The organism is Ensifer sp. R1-3 (genome assembly GCF_056739175.1).
The window spans coordinates 1704653-1726240 of the sequence record NZ_CP096515.1; the positions used below are offsets into that span (position 1 = coordinate 1704653).

The 21588-nt window shown below is 61.4% G+C and carries 20 protein-coding genes, 1 tRNA gene and 1 pseudogene; 15 read left to right on the plus strand and 7 right to left on the minus strand.

Annotation, left to right across the window (positions count from 1 at the left end; all coding sequences use genetic code 11):
- Window positions 1-469 precede the first annotated feature (469 nt).
- Window positions 470-4405, plus strand: coding sequence for an autotransporter outer membrane beta-barrel domain-containing protein (locus tag M1D43_RS08255; protein ID WP_318853826.1), 3936 nt, complete (start codon window positions 470-472; stop codon window positions 4403-4405).
- Window positions 4406-4787: 382 nt separating this feature from the next.
- On the opposite strand, the gene smpB is transcribed toward M1D43_RS08255, so the two are convergent.
- Window positions 4788-5267, minus strand: coding sequence for an SsrA-binding protein SmpB (smpB, locus tag M1D43_RS08260; RefSeq protein ID WP_003527297.1), 480 nt, complete (start codon window positions 5265-5267; stop codon window positions 4788-4790).
- Window positions 5267-6151, minus strand: coding sequence for a 4-hydroxy-tetrahydrodipicolinate synthase (gene dapA / locus M1D43_RS08265; RefSeq protein WP_153313447.1), 885 nt, complete (start codon window positions 6149-6151; stop codon window positions 5267-5269). Before dapA ends, smpB begins: the two co-directional genes overlap by 1 nt.
- Window positions 6152-6451: 300 nt before the next feature.
- Here dapA and M1D43_RS08270 point away from each other — a divergent pair, with 300 nt between their 5' ends.
- The 4 genes from M1D43_RS08270 to M1D43_RS08285 all read left to right on the plus strand — a co-directional run bounded on the left by M1D43_RS08270 (window position 6452) and on the right by M1D43_RS08285 (window position 11534).
- The gene (locus tag M1D43_RS08270) at window positions 6452-8494 is read left to right on the plus strand and encodes a lytic transglycosylase domain-containing protein (protein WP_192933674.1); all 2043 of its coding nucleotides are present in this window, start codon (window positions 6452-6454) and stop codon (window positions 8492-8494) included.
- A 166-nt stretch (window positions 8495-8660) separates the two neighbouring features.
- Entirely contained in the window at window positions 8661-9152 is a 492-nt protein-coding gene (locus M1D43_RS08275; RefSeq protein WP_192923412.1) for a BA14K family protein, read from the plus strand.
- Window positions 9153-9376: 224 nt separating this feature from the next.
- The gene (locus M1D43_RS08280; protein WP_028011991.1) at window positions 9377-10426 is read left to right on the plus strand and encodes a porin; all 1050 of its coding nucleotides are present in this window, start codon (window positions 9377-9379) and stop codon (window positions 10424-10426) included.
- Window positions 10427-10466: 40 nt separating this feature from the next.
- Window positions 10467-11534 (plus strand): tyrosine-type recombinase/integrase, encoded by a 1068-nt coding sequence (locus tag M1D43_RS08285; protein WP_017265823.1) that lies wholly within the window; start codon window positions 10467-10469, stop codon window positions 11532-11534.
- A gap of 209 nt (window positions 11535-11743) precedes the next feature.
- On the opposite strand, the gene M1D43_RS08290 is transcribed toward M1D43_RS08285, so the two are convergent.
- Window positions 11744-12763 carry a porin gene (locus tag M1D43_RS08290; RefSeq protein ID WP_153313444.1) on the minus strand — a complete coding sequence of 340 codons (1020 nt, stop codon included), beginning with the start codon at window positions 12761-12763 and terminating at the stop codon, window positions 11744-11746.
- Window positions 12764-13090: 327 nt separating this feature from the next.
- Here M1D43_RS08290 and M1D43_RS08295 point away from each other — a divergent pair, with 327 nt between their 5' ends.
- The 4 genes and pseudogenes from M1D43_RS08295 to M1D43_RS08310 all read left to right on the plus strand — a co-directional run.
- The gene (locus M1D43_RS08295) at window positions 13091-13396 is read left to right on the plus strand and encodes a hypothetical protein (RefSeq protein WP_127638304.1); all 306 of its coding nucleotides are present in this window, start codon (window positions 13091-13093) and stop codon (window positions 13394-13396) included.
- A 47-nt stretch (window positions 13397-13443) separates the two neighbouring features.
- Complete coding sequence (locus M1D43_RS08300; RefSeq protein ID WP_003527306.1) at window positions 13444-13740, plus strand: type II toxin-antitoxin system RelE/ParE family toxin; 297 nt, start codon at window positions 13444-13446, stop codon at window positions 13738-13740.
- Window positions 13741-13753: 13 nt separating this feature from the next.
- On the plus strand, window positions 13754-14062 hold the full coding sequence (locus M1D43_RS08305; protein WP_010969010.1) for a HigA family addiction module antitoxin: 309 nt from the start codon (window positions 13754-13756) through the stop codon (window positions 14060-14062).
- Between the two features lie 18 nt (window positions 14063-14080).
- A pseudogene (locus M1D43_RS08310) lies at window positions 14081-14303 on the plus strand (hypothetical protein); the annotation flags it as partial.
- Window positions 14304-14355: 52 nt separating this feature from the next.
- On the opposite strand, the gene M1D43_RS08315 reads toward M1D43_RS08310, so the two are convergent.
- A tRNA-Ser gene (locus M1D43_RS08315) sits at window positions 14356-14445 on the minus strand.
- A 286-nt stretch (window positions 14446-14731) separates the two neighbouring features.
- Here M1D43_RS08315 and M1D43_RS08320 point away from each other — a divergent pair.
- Complete coding sequence (locus M1D43_RS08320) at window positions 14732-15853, plus strand: pyridoxal phosphate-dependent aminotransferase (protein WP_153313443.1); 1122 nt, start codon at window positions 14732-14734, stop codon at window positions 15851-15853.
- Between the two features lie 21 nt (window positions 15854-15874).
- Here the strand turns inward: M1D43_RS08320 and M1D43_RS08325 are convergent, their stop codons facing one another.
- The gene (locus M1D43_RS08325) at window positions 15875-16141 is read right to left on the minus strand and encodes a sel1 repeat family protein (RefSeq protein WP_003527312.1); all 267 of its coding nucleotides are present in this window, start codon (window positions 16139-16141) and stop codon (window positions 15875-15877) included.
- 585 nt (window positions 16142-16726) lie between these two features.
- On the opposite strand from M1D43_RS08325, the gene M1D43_RS08330 reads away from it, so the two are divergent.
- Complete coding sequence (locus M1D43_RS08330; RefSeq protein ID WP_027989913.1) at window positions 16727-17068, plus strand: DUF2147 domain-containing protein; 342 nt, start codon at window positions 16727-16729, stop codon at window positions 17066-17068.
- A 223-nt stretch (window positions 17069-17291) separates the two neighbouring features.
- Here the strand turns inward: M1D43_RS08330 and M1D43_RS08335 are convergent, their stop codons facing one another.
- Window positions 17292-17993 (minus strand): glutathione S-transferase family protein, encoded by a 702-nt coding sequence (locus tag M1D43_RS08335; RefSeq protein WP_153313442.1) that lies wholly within the window; start codon window positions 17991-17993, stop codon window positions 17292-17294.
- 235 nt (window positions 17994-18228) lie between these two features.
- Between M1D43_RS08335 and M1D43_RS08340 the strand changes: the two genes are divergently transcribed.
- The 4 genes from M1D43_RS08340 (at window position 18229) to M1D43_RS08355 (ending at window position 20566) form a co-directional block, all read left to right on the plus strand.
- On the plus strand, window positions 18229-18402 hold the full coding sequence (locus M1D43_RS08340) for a hypothetical protein (protein ID WP_003527318.1): 174 nt from the start codon (window positions 18229-18231) through the stop codon (window positions 18400-18402).
- 13 nt (window positions 18403-18415) lie between these two features.
- Window positions 18416-18589: a hypothetical protein gene (locus M1D43_RS08345; protein WP_003527319.1), complete on the plus strand. Its 174-nt coding sequence runs from the start codon at window positions 18416-18418 to the stop codon at window positions 18587-18589.
- Window positions 18590-18663: 74 nt separating this feature from the next.
- Window positions 18664-18984 carry a YnfA family protein gene (locus M1D43_RS08350; protein ID WP_027989911.1) on the plus strand — a complete coding sequence of 107 codons (321 nt, stop codon included), beginning with the start codon at window positions 18664-18666 and terminating at the stop codon, window positions 18982-18984.
- 79 nt (window positions 18985-19063) lie between these two features.
- Window positions 19064-20566, plus strand: a complete 1503-nt coding sequence (locus M1D43_RS08355; protein WP_003527321.1) for an AMP nucleosidase — start codon at window positions 19064-19066, stop codon at window positions 20564-20566.
- Window positions 20567-20594: 28 nt separating this feature from the next.
- Here M1D43_RS08355 and M1D43_RS08360 read toward each other — a convergent pair whose 3' ends face one another.
- A complete protein-coding gene (locus M1D43_RS08360; protein ID WP_153313441.1) occupies window positions 20595-21551 on the minus strand; it encodes a lysylphosphatidylglycerol synthase domain-containing protein in 957 nt (318 codons plus the stop codon).
- Window positions 21552-21588: the final 37 nt, after the last annotated feature.

Here is a 21588-nt window from a genome sequence, read left to right on the forward strand (position 1 = left end):
TCACAGGGATCCAGCCAGACCAAGTCCTGGGGCTGAAAGAAATCTTCCCAGCGCCGCAGACGCGGCGCTGCTCTCATCTCTGTGACAAGCACAGAGATGACGGAAGCGGAGAGATTGCAGTCCTGCGAGACGTTTCCTGGGCCGTGCCGATGAGGCTCGGTTCAGCTGCGGGATTCCCTTGTTTGCTCATAAGCGACAACCTGCGTTGTCTTATCTCTGCTGCCGATTCTACGATTCGGTGAACAGACCTCTCCGAATTGCCTGAATATGCGATTCAGACACTGATGGCCCGCGCTGCCGAAGCTTCGGGCTGCGGAGTGGGAGCTGCGTGATGAGTGATTCCTGCACCAGCCGAGGCGCAAGAGCCGCCCTTCGCAAACGGAAGACTCTTTCATTGAGAACTCGCTTGCGCCAAGAGGCAAGCAGCACCGCGCTGTATGCGAGTTGGGGCACCGGCTCTAAAACTTTCGTGATCCCCGCAGGCCCGGTCCTTGCATCGGTCGGCTTTACGCTCGCGATCGGAGCAGGCGCCGTGAGCCCGGCCCATGCGATAAACGAATGCGGCCCGGCCATTGGCGGAGTTGTGACCTGCAACACGTCCACGTACCCGAAGGGGCCCGGAACCCATATCGAATATCGTATTGATACAGGACTGAGGGCGACGATCGACAGCGTGGCGGTCAGATGGGCGGACGATGCGGGCAGCGATCGGCCTGCGATCGACATCCGTTCGGACAAGGTCACGAGCGAAGGCGATCTCATCGTGACGATGGAGGGCTCGACGGTGACGACCGGCGAGCCGGACAGAATTGGAACGAGCTCCGACAGGGAGGTAGGCGAGTACGCCGATGCATTGAGAGTGACGCAGCGCGGTGCGGGGCTCGTTTCAGCGACGATGCTGAGCGGCAGCATCATCACATATGGATACAACGCAGCGGGAATTTACGCCTGGCATCCCGGGGCCAACGAAAACAACAAGAGTGATGTGATCGCCGATTTCTCGGGAGAAGATTCCACGATCGAGACCTTCGGATCCTACTCTCAAGGTATCTATGGCCGCAAAGAAACCGGCATAGGCAATGTCGCGGTGACGGCGAAGGACGGAACGATCGTCACCCATGGCCTGTCGTCGATAGGCGTTCGCGGACTGAAGCATAGCGCATCCCTGGGAGACGGCGACGTGACCGTTGCCGGCGACAACATCGCGGTAACGACCGGCGGAAATCTAAGTATCGGTATGGAGGCGAGAGTCGAGGACAGCAAGTCCGGCAGGGGCAACGCTTCGGTTTTCGTCCGCAACGAGGCGGCGATCGAGACCTCGGGCACAAGGGCACATGGCGCTCAAGCCTTCAATCTGGACCCGGGCGACAGCACGGTCGTTCTGGAAAAGAGCAAAATCACGACGCGCGGCGAGGGTGCTATAGGGATTCGGGCCGAGGCAGGAGACGGCAATGCCGTTACCGAAGTCACCAAAGGAAGCATTGCCACGGCTGGAGCATCGGCGATCGGGCTCGCGGCCATCAGCCAGGGAAACATGGGCGAGGCGCGCGTCTCGCTGGACGGCGGAGACATCTCGACCGGCGGAGATAACGCGGAAGGCTTGATTGCGACCGCGAAGGGCGCCGGCGGAACGGCCACCGCCCGCTTGGTGGACGGGAACGTGAAGACGGCCGGTCGCGATGCAGAGGGCCTGATCGCTCACGCCGGCGATGAAAGTATCCCGACGAGCATCAATGCCGAGGCCAGCGTGATCATGCAAGCCGGCAGCGTAACGACCACCGGCGACGGCGCGGGGGGAATGATCGCAGAGACCGACATCGGCCCGACGCCCTCGACAGGAAAAGCAACTGCCGTGCAGCGGGCAGGCACAATCATGACCAGCGGCGGCGAGATTGGCGGCAATGAGGGCAGCTACGCAATCGCGGCCCTCTCCTTCGGCTCCGGCCTGGCTTCCATCGAGCAGGCGGGCGGCAGCGCTACGACGGCGGGGGCGCAGAGCCACGCCTTGTATGCTCTCTCGATCTTCGGCAACACCATGGTCACCCAGGCAGCCGGCAGCAGCGCGGTCGCGACCGGCGCGAAGGCGAGCGGTCTGCGGGCCCTGGCGGGCCCGGGCGGCGGCAATGAAGTAACGCTGGACGGCAAGGTTACCGCTGGCTCTGCTCCCGCCGTTCACACCATCGGCTCCGCAGGCAGCAAGATCACCATCGGCTCCGCTGCGGAGATCGACGGTTCTGCTTCGGGCACCGCCATTCGCGACGGCGACTCCAATCTGGATGCGTTGGACGAAACGGGAGGGAATTCCACCGCCACGCTTGCCGGCAAGGTCACCGGCGATGTCGTCATGGGGCTCGGCAATGATATCATCAATCTCACCGGCGGCGTGCTCGACGGCGATGTCTATGGCGACGACAGGTCAGCCACCGCCGCTGACGGCGACGACAGCTTCACCTGGAGCGGCGGCACCTGGCTTTCCAGTTTCTTCGGCGGCAACGGCTCCGACATCGCCACCGTCTCCGCGCAGAGTTACGACGGGACGCATCACTATCTCGATGGCGGCGACGACGTCTCGACTGCCGATGGCTGGACCGACCGACTGAACTTGAGCGGCGTCACCGCGAGCGCCAACGGCGCCAACATCGTCAATTGGGAAATCGTCACCCTGGACGCTGCCGATGTCACCATTCTCGACGGCGCACTTGAAGCCGGCTCGGAGCCCGAAACGGGCCTGTTCCTGACGAACGGCTCCGTTCTTAACGGATCGGATGCCTTCGCGCTGACCGGCAACATGGCGATCGACGGTACTTCGCAATTCATCGCCTTCGGCGAGGATATCGCCAGTGGCGTCTATTCTATCTCCGGCAATTTAGTCAATGCCGGCACGGTCGACATGCAGGATGGAGGAACCGGCGACGTTCTGTCCGTCGGCGGCAACTACACCGGCGCGGAGAATGGCACGGTCTATATCGACACCTATCTCGGTGACGACGCGTCTCCAACCGACCGCATCACCGTCGGCGGCGACACGGCTGGCAGCACAGCGATCAGCATAGGCAATGCCGGCGGGCCCAGCGCTCAAACGGTGGCCGGCATTCGTGTGGTCGATGTGGCAGGCGCGTCCTCCGGCACTTTCGTCCTCGCCAACGCGAACTCCGAAATCAAGGAAACCGGAGAGGCCGCGATTACCCGGGGCGCTTATGCCTATGCGCTGCGGCAGGTCGATAACGACGACTGGTTCCTTCAGTCGACGATAGCCGAAGACGATACCGGCCCGGACACCGGAGGCGAGCAGGCTGTCGATCCAGAGACCGGAGGCGGTGAAACCGTCGACCCGGGGACCGGAGGCGGCGAAACCGTCGACCCCGGGACAGGAGGCGGCGAAACGGTAATCCCGAGCTACAATCAGGGCGTGCCCGTCTACGAAACCTATGCCCGGAACCTCCTCGGCTTCATACAACTCCCGACATTGCGCCGGCGTGCCACCGGCGAGAGAGTTCCTGCCTTGCGCTCCTGTGGGAGCGTACCACTCGATGTCGAGGGCAATCAGACCGCCGCCTGCGCCGAAGAGAATATCGTGTGGGCTCGCATCGACGGCACCCGCGCCCATGTGGAGCCCGAGGAGAGCGGCGCCCGCGTTTCGGAATACGACTCTCGTTCCTGGTTGCTGCAGGCCGGCATCGACGCACTTCTGCATAGCAGCGGCAAGGGCGAGCTGATCGGCGGCCTGACTGCCCACTATGGCGGCATCAACACCGATGTCTCTTCCTTCTATGGTGACGGCTCCATCGACACCCGCGGCTACGGCCTCGGCGCGACCCTGACCTGGTATGGCCAGAACGGCTTCTATCTGGACGGTCAGGGCCAGCTAACCCGGTTCGACAGCGATCTCGACTCGGACATTCTTGGCCGGCTTGCCGACGGGAATGACGGGCTGGGTTATGCGGTCAGCATCGAGGCGGGCCATCGTATCGGCCTCGGCGACACGTGGGCGCTGACGCCGCAGGCGCAGCTCGCTTATACCTCAGTGAACTTCGATGACTTCGTGGACCCATACGGGGCGCGGGTTTCACTCGATGACGGAAATAGCCTGCGCGGCCGCATCGGTCTCGCACTCGATCGCGAGCAGCAATGGCAAGGCGCGGAAGGCGACGGTCGCGGCTCGCGCCTCTACGGCACCGTCGATCTATACCGTGAGTTCCTGGGCGATACCCGCGCGGATGTGTCCGGCGTCTCGTTTGGCATCGAGGCCGATGACTGGATTGGCGAAATCGGCATTGGCGGCAGCTACAACTGGGGAGACGACAAGTATTCGCTCTATGGCGAAGCCCGCGCATCCACCGGTCTGTCCGATTTCGGCGGCAGCTACGCGGTACGTGCATCCGTCGGACTGAAGATGAAGTTCTAGCCTATCAGAATCGGTCACGTTCATGATGTTGGGCCGACCCGACCTAAAACCATCGTGAACCAAGGTCTGTTGAATTCGGGCTACCCGCCGCGGTTTGTTTGATTTCCTCATCCCTGTGCTCGTCACAGGGATCCAGCCAGACCAAGTCCTTGGGCTGAAAGAACTCTTCCCGCGCCGCAGACGCGGCGCTGCTCTCATCTCTGTGACAAGCACAGAGGCAAGAGGAGAGATTGCAGTCCTCCGATACGGGCGCGGTTTTCCGCCCGCATCCCGCTCTAACCTTTTGGAATCGATCACCTTCACGGTTTAGGCCGACCGGCCTAATCCATCGTGATCTCGTCTGCCGGATGAAGAGCAATATACCCCAACGATCGACTAGGACTCAGCCGCGCTCCTTGAGGAGCCTGTTCTTTTGCCGGTTCCAATCGCGTTCCTTGGAGGTCTCTCGCTTGTCGTGCAGTTTCTTGCCCTTGCCGAGCGCCAGTTCCAGCTTCGCCCTGCCTCGCTCATTGAAGTATATCCGGAGCGGTATCAGCGACATCCCCTCGCGGTTGACCGCACCCTGCAGACGGTTCACTTCCCTTTTCGACAGGAGCAATTTGCGGCGGCGGCGCGTCTCGTGATTGAAGCGGTTGGCCTGCAGATATTCGGGCAGGTAGGAATTGATGAGCCAGATCTCGCCGCCTTCGTCGGTCGCGTATGATTCCGCGATATTGGCCTTCCCCTCGCGCAACGACTTGACCTCCGTGCCGGTCAGGACCAGACCGGCCTCGTAGGTGTCGACGATCTCGTAGTTGAAGCGGGCCTTGCGATTTTCCGCAACAACCTTCTTGACCGTGCGTTCGCTGCCTTTCGGTGCCATCAGTTCATCAGCCCTGCATGCCTGAGCGCCGCGTCGATAGCCGAGGCCGTGGCCGGCTCGAGCGCCGACAACAACGGCGAACGAACGGTAAAGCTCATTCGCCCGAGGCGGTTCAACGCATATTTGGCGCCGCAGACGCCCGGCTCAAGGAAGATGGCCTTGTGAAGCGGCATCAATTTGTCCTGAAGCTCCAAGGCCTTGGCATAGTTGCCGGCAAGGGTGGCCTCCTGGAACTCGGCGCACAGGCGCGGCGCGACATTCGCGGTGACGGAAATGCAGCCGACGCCGCCATGGGCATTGAAGCCGAGCGCGGTCGCATCCTCACCCGAAAGCTGCACGAAGGCCTTGCCGCAGGCCATGCGCTGCTCGGAAACCCTCTCGATCCTGCCGGTCGCATCCTTCACGCCGACGATCGTCGGATGGGCCTTCGCCAGCGCCGCCATGGTCTCGACGCTCATGTCGACGACGGAACGGCCGGGAATGTTATAGATCACGATCGGCAGCTTCACGCTTTCGGCGATCGCCCCGAAGTGGGCGAAAAGACCCTTCTGAGTCGGTTTGTTGTAATAGGGCGTGACGACGAGGATCGCGTCCGCACCGGCCTTTTCCGCATGCTGCGCAAGCTCGATCGCTTCGATGGTATTATTGGACCCGGCACCGGCGATGACCGGTACGCGCCGCGCCGACGCCTCGACGCACAGTTCCACGACCTTCTTATGCTCGTCGTGGGAAAGCGTCGGAGATTCACCCGTGGTGCCCACCGGCACAAGGCCGTGGCTGCCCTCTTTTATCTGCCACTCCACATGCGCGACGAAACTATCCGCATCAACCGAGCCGGAGGCGGTGAACGGCGTTACGAGTGCGGGAATGGAACCCTTGAACATGCACAACTCCTGACGACCGAGGGCGCAGAATACGCTCACGCTTTGGCCGCAATCGACGGTTAAAAAACTGCCGCACCATAATCATGTGACGTGTCTGCGGCAAGCGCTGAGAGGATGCATTTCGCTTTCGTTTCCGCGCAATCGACGCCCTCGAGCGGGACCGCAATAGGCGCCGGGTTTCGGGGAACGCGCACGCGCTGGCCGGCAAGCAGGCTGACAAATGTGGCCAGGTTTTCGCCGGCCGATCGGCTGTAATGGAGCGGCAATGAAGTCGAGGGATGGGGGACCACGGGGCTCTTGATGCGGGGAACAGTCTTTCTGCCGGTCGCCGCCATGATCGGTGCGGGGATGCTGGCGTTTTCGGCCGACGCAGCCGAGGGTCGGATTCCTGTACCGACGAGCAAGCCGGATGCCCGCAAGATCGGCAGCCTCGAAACCGGCGAACTCTCAACTATCCTCGGCGCCGATCTGAAAAGCGGTCTCGATGCCCTCTCCGATCGGCAACCGGAAAAGGCGATCGCCGTTCGCGACCGCATGCCGGCAGGAACGCTCGACCGCCATATCCTAGCCTGGGCGATCGCGGTGTCCGGACAGAAGGGCATTCCCTCCTATGACATTGCCGCGGCGCAGCGGGAACTCCAGGGCTGGCCGGGCCTGAAATCGCTGCGCTCCCATTCGGAACGGGCGCTTTACCGCGAGAACGCCCCGGCCGCCGATGTGATCGTCGCCTTCGGCACCACCCGCCCGGAGACGGCTGAAGGGGCGATCATCCTTGCACGCGCACTCGCAGCGCAGGGGCAGAGCTCGGCGGCCGCCACGCACCTGCGCGCATTCTGGTTGAGCGAAGCCCTGGACAAGGACACTGAAACGAAGATCCTTTCCGAGTTTTCCGATCTTTTGACGACGGAAGACCACCGGCAGCGGATGGAAATGCTTCTCTACCGCGCCCGCATAGACCAGGCCGAGCGGTTCAGCGATCTCGGCAAGGCGCAATCGCTGTTCCGCGCCTGGGCCGCAGTCACCCGCGGCGGCAGCAACGCGGCCTCGCTCATCGAAGCGGTGGACGCTTCCTGGCGCAGCAAGCCTTCCTACCTCTTCATTCGCATCGAGCATTTACGCAAGCAGCAGAAATACGCCGAGGCGGCCCGGCTTCTCGACCAGATGCCGAAGGACGACGGCGCCCTCGTCAATCCCGGAGAATGGTGGGTCGAGCAACGTATCGTCAGCCGCGGTCTGCTCGACGCCGGCGACTTCCGCGGCGCCTACCGCATCGCTGCCAACCATGCGGCAAGGCGCGCTACGGACCTCGTGGACGCGGAATTCCACGCGGGCTGGTATGCGCTCCGCGGCCTCGAGGAACCCGAGACGGCGGCGCTTCACTTTCGCAGGATTCTCGAGGCATCGAGCCGGCCGATCTCCGCCTCGCGCGCCTGGTACTGGCTGGGCCGCGCGGCCGAAGCGGGCGGCCCAGGCGACGCGCGCGAATATTTCACCAACGCGGCGCGCTATCCGGCGACCTTCTATGGACAACTCGCCGCCGCACGCCTCGGCGAGGCGAAGCTCGACATGAGCTACCCCTCACCCACCCAGGAAGACCGCATCCGGCTGGAAGGTCGCGAAGCCGTCAAGGCGATCGGCCGGCTCGAAGCCGCCGGCCATGGCTGGCGCGCCGAAAGTCTTTATCGTGCGCTTGCCGAGGAACTGACCAGCCCCGGGGAGCTTGCGATCCTGGCGGAGCGGGCCGAGAAGTCGGGCAATCACCAACTCTCGCTGCAGATCGGCAAGATCGCCTTCGGCCGCGGCGTCGAGGTAGCTGCCCTCGCCTTTCCGATCGGAGTCATTCCGCCGAGCGCGGATATCGACGGCGCCGGCAAGGCGCTCGCCTATGCCATCGCCCGCCAGGAAAGTGCTTTCAATCCGGCCGCCATTTCGGTGGCGAATGCCCGGGGGCTCCTGCAACTCCTTCCCGGCACAGCCAAGGGCGTCGCCAGCCGCTATGGCCTCGCCTATTCGAAGGACCGCCTGACGAGCGACGCCGGCTATAATGCGACGCTTGGAGCCCATTACCTCGGCGAGCAGATCGACAGCTTCGGCGGTTCCTACATTCTCACCTTCATCGCCTATAATGCCGGCCCGCGTCGCGTTCCTGACTGGCTCGCCCGCTATGGCGATCCACGCGGAAAGCCCATCGACGAGGTCGTGGACTGGATCGAGCGCATCCCCTTCGAGGAGACGCGCAACTATGTCCAGCGGGTGATGGAGAACTATCAGGTTTATAAGTCGCGGCTGGGACAAGATACGGATATCGTTGCGGATTTGAGGTTGGGACGCGCTTTGCCTTGAGCCTGAGTATTCGGGCGCGACGGCCCGGTCGAGCCCGGCCGCAACGTTCCCTCGCGGCGCTCTGTTGAGCGAGGATCACATCATCGTGATCGGTTGGCCGCGCCCGGCACAAAATAGGGGCTGGGCCATTTTCCCCTGGAAGGGATTTATTTTCTCCTGAGAGGAAATGGTGAGGCCAATGAAGACCTTAGCAATTGTTGCCCTGTCGCTGGCCACGGCCATCAGCAGCGTTCCGCCGGCAGAAGCGTTTCCGGTCGTTCCGGCGCCGAAGCCGCAGGCTGCCGACGTGCAGTTGGCGCAGTTTCCCTACGAGCGCGGGGAAGCGCGCAAGGGCCGCCGCTGCCGCGACCGGGACTGCTGGCGGACGGGCAATTGGCGCGGTTATCGCGGAAACCGCCATTACGGCAACCGTTATCATCACCGCCGCTACTACCGCGACGACGATGATGATCTTGGAGCTTTCTTTGGCGGCCTAGCCGCCGGTGCGATCGTGGGTGGCGTGTTGAGCCAGCCGAGATATGCGGCTCCGAGGTATTACGGCGGCGGCAACGCACATGTGGAGTGGTGCTACTCGCGCTATCGCTCGTATCGGGCCTGGGACAATACATTCCAGCCCTATAATGGTCCGCGACGCCAGTGCTATTCGCCGTATAGCTGACGTAACTGCGCGCAGACAAACTAAAGCGCGCCGCATGAGTTCTATTTGAACGCGACGCGCTTTAGGACGGGAGCCGACGCTTTCCGTTGGCTCGCCCTCATCCTCTCCCCTCACCTTCGCCCAACTTGAGGAAAAACACGCCATCGGCGCGACCTCTCCTATTTAGTCGAAACCTTGCCGAACCTTCATAGGATTTTTTTCCCACGACTGACTGGAGGTCAGAAATGAATATCAAGAGCCTTCTTCTTGGCTCGGCTGCTGCTATGGCGGCAGTCTCCGGCGCGCATGCTGCCGACGCTATCGTCGCTGCAGAGCCGGAGCCTATGGAATACGTCCGCGTTTGCGATGCTTTCGGCACGGGCTACTTCTACATCCCGGGCACGGAAACCTGCCTCAAGATCGGCGGCTATATCCGCGTTCAGGGCGACTTCGGCCGTGACAATGTCAATCATCTGACCAGCTTCGATGATGACGGCACTTCCGATTGGGACATGTTCTCCCGCGCTTACATCTCGTTCGACGCGAAGAGCGATACCGAGTACGGCACGCTCACCGGCTTCTTCGCTTCCGAGTTCAATTCCGATACGGATTCGGCCTTGGACGGCGGCGGCGACAGCCACATCGACGTCGACGAAGCCTACATCGAGCTCGGCGGCTTCCGGGCCGGCTTCTTCTACAGCTGGTGGGACAAGGGCCTGAACGGCGAAACCGACTCGATCGGCGAGAACACCGAGTTCAACTCGGTCCGCTATACCTATGACGGCGGCACCTTCCAGGCCGGCGTTGCTGTCGACGAACTCGAGGGTACTTCGACCAAGCCGAATGGCGTCGGGGTCGAAGGCATCGTATCGGCTTCGCTCGGCGGCGTGACTTTCGACCTGCTCGGCAGCTACGATACGGAATGGGAAGAAGGCGCGATCCGTGCCCTGCTCTCCGCGGATGCCGGTCCAGGCACCTTCCAGGTCGCCGGTATCTGGGCATCCGGCTCGAACGCATACTGGCATGACTCGGAGTGGGCCGTTGCTGCCTCCTATCGCTTCAATGTGAGCGACAAGCTTGCGATCACGCCCGGCGCTCAATACTGGGGCGGCCTGAACGAAAGCGACAAGCTCGGAGGGCGCTTCGACAACGATGCGGACCAGTGGCGTGTCGGCCTTACCGCCGACTACGACATCACCGAAGGTCTCGCGACCCGCTTCGCGATCAACTACACAGACCCGAGCAATGCTCCGGATTCCGTCAGCGGTTTCCTTCGCCTGCAGCGGGACTTCTAATCTGACCTAGTCAGGTAAAAGAAAGCCCGCAGCTCACAAGTTGGGTTGCGGGCTGTTGCTGTACTGCAACGCAAAGTGCGCCGCCAAGGCGTTGAGATTGTTTGACTATAAGCACTGGTTTCATTGCCAGTGGTTTCTTGGCTCGTTCACGGAGAATGGGAAGGAAACGGCAAACGTGACGTCGGACGCTGAAAAACAGGTAGGTGATCTCGGTTTCCCGGATATGGGTTCGGGGTATGAGGTCAACTATACCTTCGGCCGGCAAGGGCCGATCGGCGTGGTCAAGGAGACCACGCTTGCCGAATTGCTTCAGCGCTATGCCGACATCCTGTGGGACGAAGGCAGGCACAAATACAATGTGAAGGCCTTCATCGGAGAGCTCGACGAGATCTTGCTCGGTGCCCGTTTCTCCGCCTTCTCGCAGGAATTGCTCGACGGCCTCATAGGTGCGCTACGCAAGCGCGGTAACAGCAACGCGACCATCAACAGGAAGATGGCGGCGCTGGGGAAGTTGCTGCGGAAAGCGTACAAGATGGGGGACATCCACAATCTGCCGGAATTCAAACGCCAAAAGGAGAAAGCGGGGCGCCTGCGCTTCCTGGAGGCCGACGAAGAAGAGGTGCTGTTCCGCGAAATCGCCAGCCGATCGGAACTCTATCTGTACCTCTCGATATTTCTGGTGGATACCGGTGCTCGCCTGGGCGAGGCCATTGCCCTCAAATGGAACGATATTCACGAGGGCCGGGCGACATTCTGGGTGACGAAATCGGGCCGCAGCCGCACAGTCCCGCTTACCGTGAGAGCAAAAGACGCATTGAAGCGCGTCGCGGACAGATCCCCGGGTCCATTTTCTAGAATCGATCAGCAAAAATACCGTGCTGTCTGGAACGCCGCAAAAGTGGATGCGGGCCTCGGCAACGAAGACGATCTCGTTCCCCACATTCTCCGCCATACCTGCGCCTCGCGCCTGGTCAGAGGCGGGATCGATCTCAGGCGGGTTCAGATGTGGCTAGGCCACCAGACCCTCGAGATGACGATGCGCTACGCGCATCTGGCCTCCCATGACCTCGATATGTGCGTGCCCGTACTCGAGCGTCATCTCAAGTAACGGCGCATAAGCGCCGGCAGCAGCGGGCCGTCCCTACTGCATGTTTCCTTCAGTCCTAATCGATCGAAGAACAAAAACATGCAGCAGATCAAAGTGCCACAGCGATCTTTGCGCGTCTGATAAGACGCGAGGCGCTGTAGCAATACTCCAAAAAGAGAAAGCCCGGCTTTGAGCCGGGCTTTCCTTCCACTGACCGAGGTCAGGTCAGATTAGAAGTCACGCTGCAGGCGGAGGAAGCCGAAGACTTCTTCGTCGCCATTGTCCTGATCTTCATAGTTGATCGTGAAGCGGGTGGCGAGACCTTCGGTGATCTGGTAGTCGGTCGTGATACCAACGCGCCATGCATCGTCGTTGCCGAAGTTGTTGTTCTCGTTCACGTTACCGAAGTACTGAGCGCCGGGGGTGATGGCGAACTTGTCGTTCACGTTGAAGCGGTAGGACGCAGCAACGGTCCACTCGGAGTCATCCCAGTAAGCGTTCGTTTCGGATGCCCAGATACCAGCGATCTGGAACGTGCCCGGGCCGAGGTCTGCGGAGAGCAGGGCGCGGATCGCGCCTTCTTCGGCTTCCGTGTCGTAGCTGCCGAGCAAGTCGAAAGCAACGCCGCCGAGCGTAGCGGAGACGATACCGGTAACGCCGACACCGTTGTCCTTCGTCGTTGCGCCTTCAAGTTCGTCGACCGAGATACCGGCCTGGAACGTGCCGCCATCGTAGATGTAAGCGAGCGAGTTGAATTCGGTGAAGTTGCCGAGCGTGTCGGTTTCGCCGTTCAGACCCTTATCCCACCAGCTGTAGAAGAAGCCGGCCTTGAAGCCGCCGAGCTGGATGTAAGCTTCGTCGACGTCGATGAAGCTATCACCTTCGTCGGTGTCGTTGTCGGCGTTGAACTCGCCAGCGAAGAAGCCGGTGAGCGTACCGTATTCGGTGTCGCTCTTGGCGTCGAACGAGATGTAGGCGCGGGAGAACATATCCCAATCCGACGTACCGCCGTTGTCGTCACGGCTGGTTACCTCGTCACGGCCGAACGAGCCCTGAACACGGATGAAGCCGCCGATCTTGAGGCAGGTTTCCGTGCCCGGAATGTAGAAGTAGCCCGTGCCGAAAGCGTCGCAGACGCGAACGTATTCCATGGGCTCCGGCTCGGCAGCGACGATTGCGTCGGCAGCCTGGGCGCCGGAGACTGCTGCGAGAGCAGCAGCGGAGCCGAGAAGAAGGCTCTTGATGTTCATTTCTGACCTCCAGTCAAAAGTTTCAAACGGGTCTGGGTTTTTTTTGCTGAAGGACAGCGTTCCCTGCCCCATCCCCAACGTTCAAGAAGTCGGACGATCAACCGCCCTTGCTTCCGGAGTTGAAAATACAAAACCGGGTGGGGCGCGCAACGACCAACTTACCAGATCGACTCCTTTGCCCTGCCCTTCCCTGATCCCTGTTGCTGAAACGACACAAAATCGCCCCAGACGGCCCGAGGGAATTAACAAAGCGTTAAGAAAATCCTTTAGCGACGGGGGTTTAGCGCGAGGTCACTCCCGGCCATCTGTTCCGGAAAGGGGCAAAAAATGGCCAGAAAGGGGGATAAAACCGGGCAAGAGCGCTCCGCGAGACCGGTCCTTGCGGAAGCCATGGGCACGCCGATCGTCGGTTCGCGCGGATGGTCGAGGTGCTTCCTGGCCGATTCCCGGCAGAATCAGTGCGCAGGGATTCGCGAGTCGGCAAGCACCTCGACACAGTGCGCGCTCGCCGAGGCAATGGGTTCAGCCAAGCATGTCATCAAGCAGCAAACTCAGGAACGTGACGGCGGTGGCGGGAATGGGAATCCGTTCGATGAACTGTTCGGACCCGGCGGCAGAGCCATTTGCCATTGAAATTTGAGTTATAGAGTGGTACATATGCCCATCGTTGGAGTGAACCTGTGATCGTAGGCTTTCGGGACGACTGGCTTCGGACCTTCTTTGTGGATGATGTCCGTTCCCGTAACATCCCGTCCGATCTTGAAGCTCGGTTGTTCCGCAAGCTCCAGATGATTGACGATGCCGCAACCGACCAAGACTTGCGCGTGCCGCCCAGCAATCACTTCGAGAAGCTGCGCGGCAATCTGGCGGGGCTGCATTCGATCCGCGTCAACCAGCAATGGCGGCTGATCTTCCGCTGGGATGGGACGCGCGGAGAGGCCGACGGGATTTATCTGGACGATCACAGCTACCGATGAAAGCGAGGCGAACATGCTGACCACCAAGCGCAAGCCGGCGACTGTCGGCGAGATACTGACTGAAGAGTTCATGCGGCCGATGGGATTGACGCAGGGCGCGCTCGCCGAGGCGATGGGCGTCCAGCGCAAGCACGTCAACGAATTATGCGGCAACCGCAGGAACGTGACGGCGGCGACGGCGCTGATCCTCGCCCGCGTGTTCGGCAACAGCCCGGACTTCTGGCTCAATGTGCAGAGGCGCAACGATCTTTGGCTGGTGATGAATACGCCAAAGGAACGTGAGCGGATCGAGCGCGCGCGTCCGTTGGAGAATGCAGCCTGAGCACCGTCATGTGGACGAAATTGCGGGCGTCTCTGCATCTAGCAAGGAGATCAACATCTGCACCGTGCTGGCCGGGCAGAAGCTTGGAATCAAAGCAGTCGACGGAGCCTGCCCCGGACTTGATCCGGGGTATTGGCTCGTCAGCTTCATGCACGATGATCTGGGATATATCGACCTGGAGCAGAGGACTTTGCAAACCATCGACAACCCGTTCGGCACGAGGTTGTCACCCATGTCTTAAGGACGAAGTGTTACCCATGTGTCCGGGTCGGACAGAATGGGCCGAAATAAAATGGCGGAGAAGAAGGGATTCGAACCCTCGATACCGTTTCCGGTATACTCCCTTAGCAGGGGAGCGCCTTCGACCACTCGGCCACCTCTCCGTTAGGGCCTGACTAGTGTCACGGCGTTTCCAATGCAAGATTTTTTTGTCGAATTTCAGGAAATCATCCGATTTTCATCCGCTTCGGGCCGCGGCGCCCCCCGAGTCATATGAGAACTAGGACCGCATCGGGCAATCGGGAAAGGTCTTGTCCATCACGCATGAAACGTCGCAATGCCAAGTGCACTGACTTCTTCCGGGGGAATTCTTTCTCTGCGTCGATTCCGATTCCCATCCTTATGCGATAAGTTCCGCGGGCATTTCCGAACGGAGTACGGTTTTTCAAGATGTCCGAATTCTTACGCTTCACGCCACTCATCCAATCCCTGCCGGCCAGCGTCCCCTTTGTCGGCCCGGAAGCCCTCGAGCGTCAGCACGGCCGCAAGATTGCGGCACGCATCGGCGCCAATGAGAGCGGCTTCGGCCCGGCACCATCCGTATTGCTCGCCATCCGCCAGGCGGCCGGCGACACCTGGAAATATGCCGATCCCGAAAACCACGACCTGAAGCAGGCGCTTGCCGACCATCTCGGCACCTCTCCCGCCAATATCGCCATCGGAGAGGGTATCGACGGCCTTCTCGGGCAAATCGTGCGGCTCGTCGTGGAAGCCGGCGCGCCGGTGGTGACTTCTCTCGGAGGCTATCCGACCTTCAACTATCATGTCGCGGGCCATGGCGGGCGGCTGGTCACGGTACCCTATGCCGACGACCGGGAAGATCTCGAAGGACTGCTCGCCGCCGTGGGCCGTGAGAATGCACCGCTCGTCTATCTGGCCAATCCCGACAATCCGATGGGAAGCTGGTGGCCCGCCGAGCGCGTCGTCGCCTTCGCGCAGGCCCTGCCGGAAACGACGCTCCTCGTACTCGACGAAGCCTATTGCGAAACGGCGCCGCGGGATGCGCTCCCGCCGATCGAAAGCCTTATCGACAAGCCGAACGTCATTCGCACGCGCACCTTTTCGAAGGCCTACGGCCTGGCAGGCGCGCGCATCGGCTATACGCTGTCGACGCCGGGGACCGCCCAGGCCTTCGACAAGATCCGCAATCATTTCGGTATGAGCCGCATCGGCGTGGCAGCAGCAATCGCCGCTTTGGCCGATCAGGACTATTTGAAGGAAGTCACGCTCAAAATCGCGAACTCACGGCAAAGGATCGGCCGCATAGCTGCCGATAGCGGACTCGCCCCCCTACCCTCAGCCACGAATTTCGTGGCTGTCGATTGTGGAAAGGATGCAATCTATGCACGGGCGATCGTCGATCGGCTGATGAGCGATCACGGGATCTTCATCCGCATGCCCGGCGTCGCGCCGCTCAACCGCTGCATCCGTATCAGCACCGCGCCCGATGCGGAAATGGATCTTCTTGCGGCCGCGCTTCCGGAGGTGATCAGGAGTTTGGCTGCCACCTGAACCGGCGGCAACCGCCACGCATCAGTGCATCGTCATCCATTCGCGTGCTGCGCGCAGCGCAGCGGCGAGATCCGACTTGCTCATCGTCGCCGCAAGGTCGGCCCGCAGGTCGGCCGCGCGGTCCGAGCCCCTGATCGCGGCGATGTTCAGCCACTTGTGCGCGGCTACCAGATCGACGGGCCTGCCGCGACCAGTCGCATAGGCGAGGCCCATCTCGCACAGAACGTCGGCACGGTTGCCGCCGCCGATGGCGTCATCCGAAACGATCTCAATGTTAAAGAGTGCCATTTTTCTTGTCCCTGTCTTTTCTTCGTTAGAGCGAAGCGGCCCGCCCGTATGGGGCGAGCCCTGCTTCAGCTGGTATCCTGGTCCCTGTTTCATCGAGCCTCTTGGCGGGCTTTCCGGGAAATCGCCCCGTCTTCTGCGGTGTCGCTTTCCGGTTGGTCGGCGGCTTGTTTCGCCGCTCGTCTTATGGATGTGAATATGCCCGACGGCCTTCAATGGCCGCTTAAAATCCATGCTTAATTTGACGCAAACAAAGTCCAAACGCTTGGTAAACTTGGGTTTTCGTTAAGCATTGCAGGCCCTGTAAAGGCACGCATTCGCCTCGAATTTTACGAAAATTTCACGTCCGGATTTCAACTAAACGCTAACCATGAGAACAGCTGCTCTTTTCAAGGACGGTGCCGCCGCGCGCAACATGTCCTGCAAAGCAACGCGCGGATATTTACGTTTACGTACGCGTAATATACTGTCTGCGCCGGAGTGATCTTCGTTCGCCCGATAACCCGTGCGGCGCTGCAGGAGATCGCGCTCCACAGGGAACCAGCACACGGCAGGACCGAAGGGCCTGCCGACTTCGGAGGAGATCGCATGATTCGCACATTGCTCGCCGCAGCAGCGCTTGGCTTTGCCGCAGCCGCCCCGGTCCACGCCGCCGAACCTATCCTCGGCAAGTGGAAGACGGCGAGCGGCTCCACCGCGGAAATCGCCCCCTGCGGCGCGGCCTTCTGCGTCACGCTGAAGACGGGCAAGCACGCGGGCAAGCGTGTCGGTTCGCTGTCGGGAACCGGCGGCAGCTATAGCGGCGTGGTCACCGATCCCGAAAGCGACAAGACCTATAGCGGCACCGGGTCGGTGGACGGCAATCTGCTGAAGATGCGGGGCTGCGTGCTGAAGGTGCTTTGCAAGTCGCAAACCTGGACGCGTCTTTAAGCCTCGACAGCTAAAACATGGGCGGCGTTGCACCAGCCGCGACCTCTAGTGAGCCGTTGCACGGAGAGAGACCGGCTGGCTCTCGCTTCCAGTTATGCGGTCTGCCGACGGCATCGCTTGGGATAGGTGAAGGTCAAGCCGCTTGTTGTCTCCCCCACAAGGGGGGAGAATATATGCGGCAGGCCCTCGTTTCCTGCTTCTCCGTTCTGTCCGTGGCATCGTCTCAGCGGGCGCGTTGGCCGAACAGAACCTTCTGCGCCTCTTCGTCCTCGGCGAGGCTCTTCTGGCGCGCCCGCTCCTCCTTGCCCACCTCGATGGCCTTCTTCACCGCCGGTCGCGCAAGCACGGCGTCGAACCAGCGCTTCAGATTCGGGAATTCGTTGAGGTCCTGGCCCTGATTCTCGTGCGGAATCACCCAGCCGATCGCGGCCATGTCTGCGATCGAGTAATCGCCGGCGAGGAACGGTCGGTCGGCGAGCCTCTTGTTCATCACGCCGTAGAGGCGGTTCACTTCATTGGTATAGCGGTCGATGCCGTAGGCGATCCTTTCCGGGGCATATTGGCGGAAATGGTGTGCCTGCCCCGCCATCGGCCCCAGTCCGCCCACCTGCCAGAAGAGCCATTGCTCGACGTCGACACGGGCGCGCTCGTCGGCGGGATAGAACTTGCCGTATTTGCGGCCGAGATACTGCAGGATCGCTCCTGATTCGAATACGGAGATGGACTCGCCACCCGGACCGTCCCGATCGACGATCGCCGGCATCCGGTTGTTCGGCGAGATCTTCAGGAAGTCCGGCTGGAACTGATCGCCCCGGCCGATATTTATGTACTTGACGACGTAGGGAACGCCGAGCTCCTCCAGCATTATGGTGATCTTCCAGCCGTTCGGCGTGGGCCAATAATAAAGCTCGATCGGAGCGGTCATCGCGTCTCTCCTGATTTGTCGGAAGGACTGACTTAGGAACACGACGGCTCAACGGCAAGGCCGCAGTCCGACGCGCATTTGTTTAAGTGCATGATCGTTCTCCCTAAACCGCTGCACATCTTCGGCGCTGCTTAGATGAACGCCAGATGAACGGACGTCTCAGCCAGAGTTCAGTTTGGTTGTGCGAAAAGACAATCAATCGATTTGAACGTGTCTCGCTTCAACGGACGGAACCATGGACATTCTCGCTCGCCGCCTCACCATTATCAGCCTGCTCATGGTCGTCTTCGCGATGACGCTTGCCGCCGCAGTCGGCGCCGACACGGAACGCCGCCGCCAGAACACCTATATCGGCTCGCTCACGGATTGCACCGCTCACACGGCGCAATACTGCCAAGCCAAACTCTGAAGGAAGCTGTGGAATGGCCGCTCTCGTCTCCTCTGCCATTCTTTCGCTCAGGCTCCTGATACTCGCGGGCCTGCTGATCGCACCCATCGGAGCGGTCGCTTACAGCAAAGCCGCCGGCTACGGCATCGGCAAGAACGGTGCCGGCTTCGTTCTTTTCGTCACCCTTCAACGCCAGGCGATGAGCTGATTTCGAGACGCCGCTTTCTATCCTTGCATGTCGGTTGAAAGTCCGTTTCTCTCTGATCGGGAGGACCTGAAACCGTGCCCGCATACGCTATCTATTTTCTCGCTGCTCTTGCCGAAATCGCCGGATGCTTTGCCTTCTGGTCCTGGCTGAGACTTGGCAAATCCGCCTTATGGCTCATTCCCGGCATGGCTTCGCTCGCGCTTTTCGCCTGGCTGCTGACGATGGTGGACGCGGCAGCGGCGGGCCGCACCTATGCCGCCTATGGCGGCGTCTACATCGTCGCGTCGCTCTCTTGGCTCTGGCTTGCCGAAGGCGTCCGGCCGGATCACTGGGACATGACGGGCGCCGCCGTGGCGCTCGCCGGCAGTGCGATCATTCTCGCGGGGCCTCGCTGAAGTACAACGTGCGGCGCTGTAGAACAAAAAACAACACTCTTGTCGTTTGCTTGTCGAAAGGTGCAGCATATAATGCGACATGAACAAGCGAATCTCTTCAAACTCCGTCCTCTCCGTCGCCACCCCTGAACCCTTTGAGCCGCAGCTCTTCGACGATCCGACCGAGGCCGTCGATTGTCTGGAGGCGCTCTACGAGCGCAACACCCGCTTCCTCTGCGAAGGTTTCGAAGGGCTCGGAAAAAGCGGCCGGCCGCTCACCCGTTTCCGCGCCTGCTATCCGCAGGTCAGCATCGAGACGAGCAGCTTCGGACATGTCGATTCCAGGCTTTCCTTCGGCTATGTCAGCGCGCCCGGCGTCTACACGACGACCATCACCCGGCCCAAACTGTTCCGGCACTATCTGAAAGAACAGCTCGGCCACCTCATGCGCAACCACGGCGTCGGCGTCACGGTGTCGGAATCCTCGACACCTATCCCCCTCCATTTCGCCTTTGGCGAAGGGGCGCATGTCGAAGCGTCTGCGGCCGAAAGCATCGACATTCCGTTGCGCGACCTTTTCGACGCGCCGGATCTTACGACCACCGACGACGAGATCGCCAACGGTTCCTACGAACCGGGACCGGGAGAACCGTCGCCGCTCGCGCCCTTCACGGCGCAGCGCATCGACTATTCGCTGGCGCGCCTCAGCCACTATACGGCGACCAGCGCCAGGCACTTCCAGAACTTCGTGCTTTTCACGAACTATCAGTTCTATGTCGACGAGTTCTGCGCCTGGGCGCGCCAGCAGATGGCGGAGGGCGGCAACGGTTACACCGCCTTCATCGAACCCGGCAACATCACCACACCGGCGGGTGCCGACCGGCCGGATGCCGACTATTCGCTCGCCCGTCTGCCGCAGATGCCCGCCTATCATCTGAAGAAGAAGGGGCACGGCGGCATCACCCTCGTCAATATCGGCGTCGGGCCATCCAATGCCAAGACGATCACCGACCATATCGCCGTGTTGAGGCCGCATGTCTGGCTGATGCTCGGCCATTGCGCGGGGCTGCGCAACAGCCAGCGGCTCGGCGATTACGTGCTGGCGCATGCCTATATGCGCGAGGATCACGTGCTCGATGACGACCTGCCGGTCTGGATTCCCCTGCCCGCACTGGCCGAGGTGCAGGTTGCCTTGCAGGATGCCGTCGCCGAAGTGACGGGCTACAAGGGCTACGACCTCAAACAGATCATGCGCACGGGCACGGTCGCGACGATCGACAACCGCAACTGGGAACTGCGCGACCAGCGCGGGCCGGTCAAACGACTCTCGCAGGCCCGGGCCATCGCGCTCGACATGGAATCGGCGACCATCGCCGCCAACGGGTTCCGCTTCCGCGTCCCCTACGGGACGTTGCTCTGCGTGTCCGACAAGCCCCTGCACGGCGAACTGAAGCTGCCCGGCATGGCAAGCGCCTTTTACCGGACCCAGGTGAGCCAGCATCTGAAGATCGGTATCCTCGCCCTGCAGAAACTGGCGGCAATGCCTCCCGAGAAGCTGCATTCACGCAAGCTCAGAAGCTTCTACGAGACCTCGTTCCAGTAGAGCCAGCATCTTATCGCGCAGAAGCGTTTCACGCTTTCGGCCGCAGGAGGAGCGACAGCATCGTGCCGGCCACCGCCGACACGATGACCATGAGGTGGGCATTGACACTGGCGCGGCCGAGCGTCTCGAGCGTCGCCTGATCCGCCGACGCTCCGAAGGAAACCGCGCCGGCGACGATCGCCGCTGCGTAGGTTCCCACACCCGCCGGCGCGTGCACCGGCAACACGGAAGACAATTCGCCACCGAGCGCCCCGCCGAAGGAGGCGGCGAGTGGCGCGACCCCCATGATCGCGAGCACCCAGGCGAGAACGACGACCTTTACCGCCCAGTTCAGCATCGTCATCGCCCAGGCCCGCAGGAAAGCGGGAATGCCGATCGGCAGACCTGCCTCCGCCTCATCCAGGAGCGGAGCGGCCTTCGCCGGCGCGAAACGGCGCATCACGGTGAGAGCTTTCTCCTTCATGAGAAAGAAGGCAAGAGGCGACAGAAAAGCGATCAGCCAGAGAACCCAGCCGATCGCCCCTTGGCCCCGCCCGGCCACCAGGCCCACCGCAGCGACGGTAAGCAGGGCGTGCAGATCCAGAAGCCGCATGACGAAGAGCGCCGCGGTGCCACGCACCAGCGGCACGCCGAATTCGCTGCGCATGAGCAAGGGAAAGCTCGTTTCGCCGGCTCTGAACGGCAGCATGATGTTGAGCAGATTGTGAACCTGGGTCACCCGGAAGAGAGACAGAAAACGGCCCCTGGTTTCACCCGGGAAGTAGTCGTGGATCCGATAGCAGCGGATGAAATAGGTGGCGACGAGAAGCGCTAGCGCCGAGAGGACCGGCCCGACGCCGATCTCGGCCCATTGCCGCAGCAGTACCGGCCAGCCCCAGACCCACTCTATGAAGATGGCATAAGCCGCGATTGCCGCCGCGGAAATCAGTGCCAGACGGTTGCGCGCGAGCCACGACCGCCGGCTGCGCTCCCAGTTCGTATTCATCGAGACTGTTTTCCTGTATCAGCAATGCGATTCGACA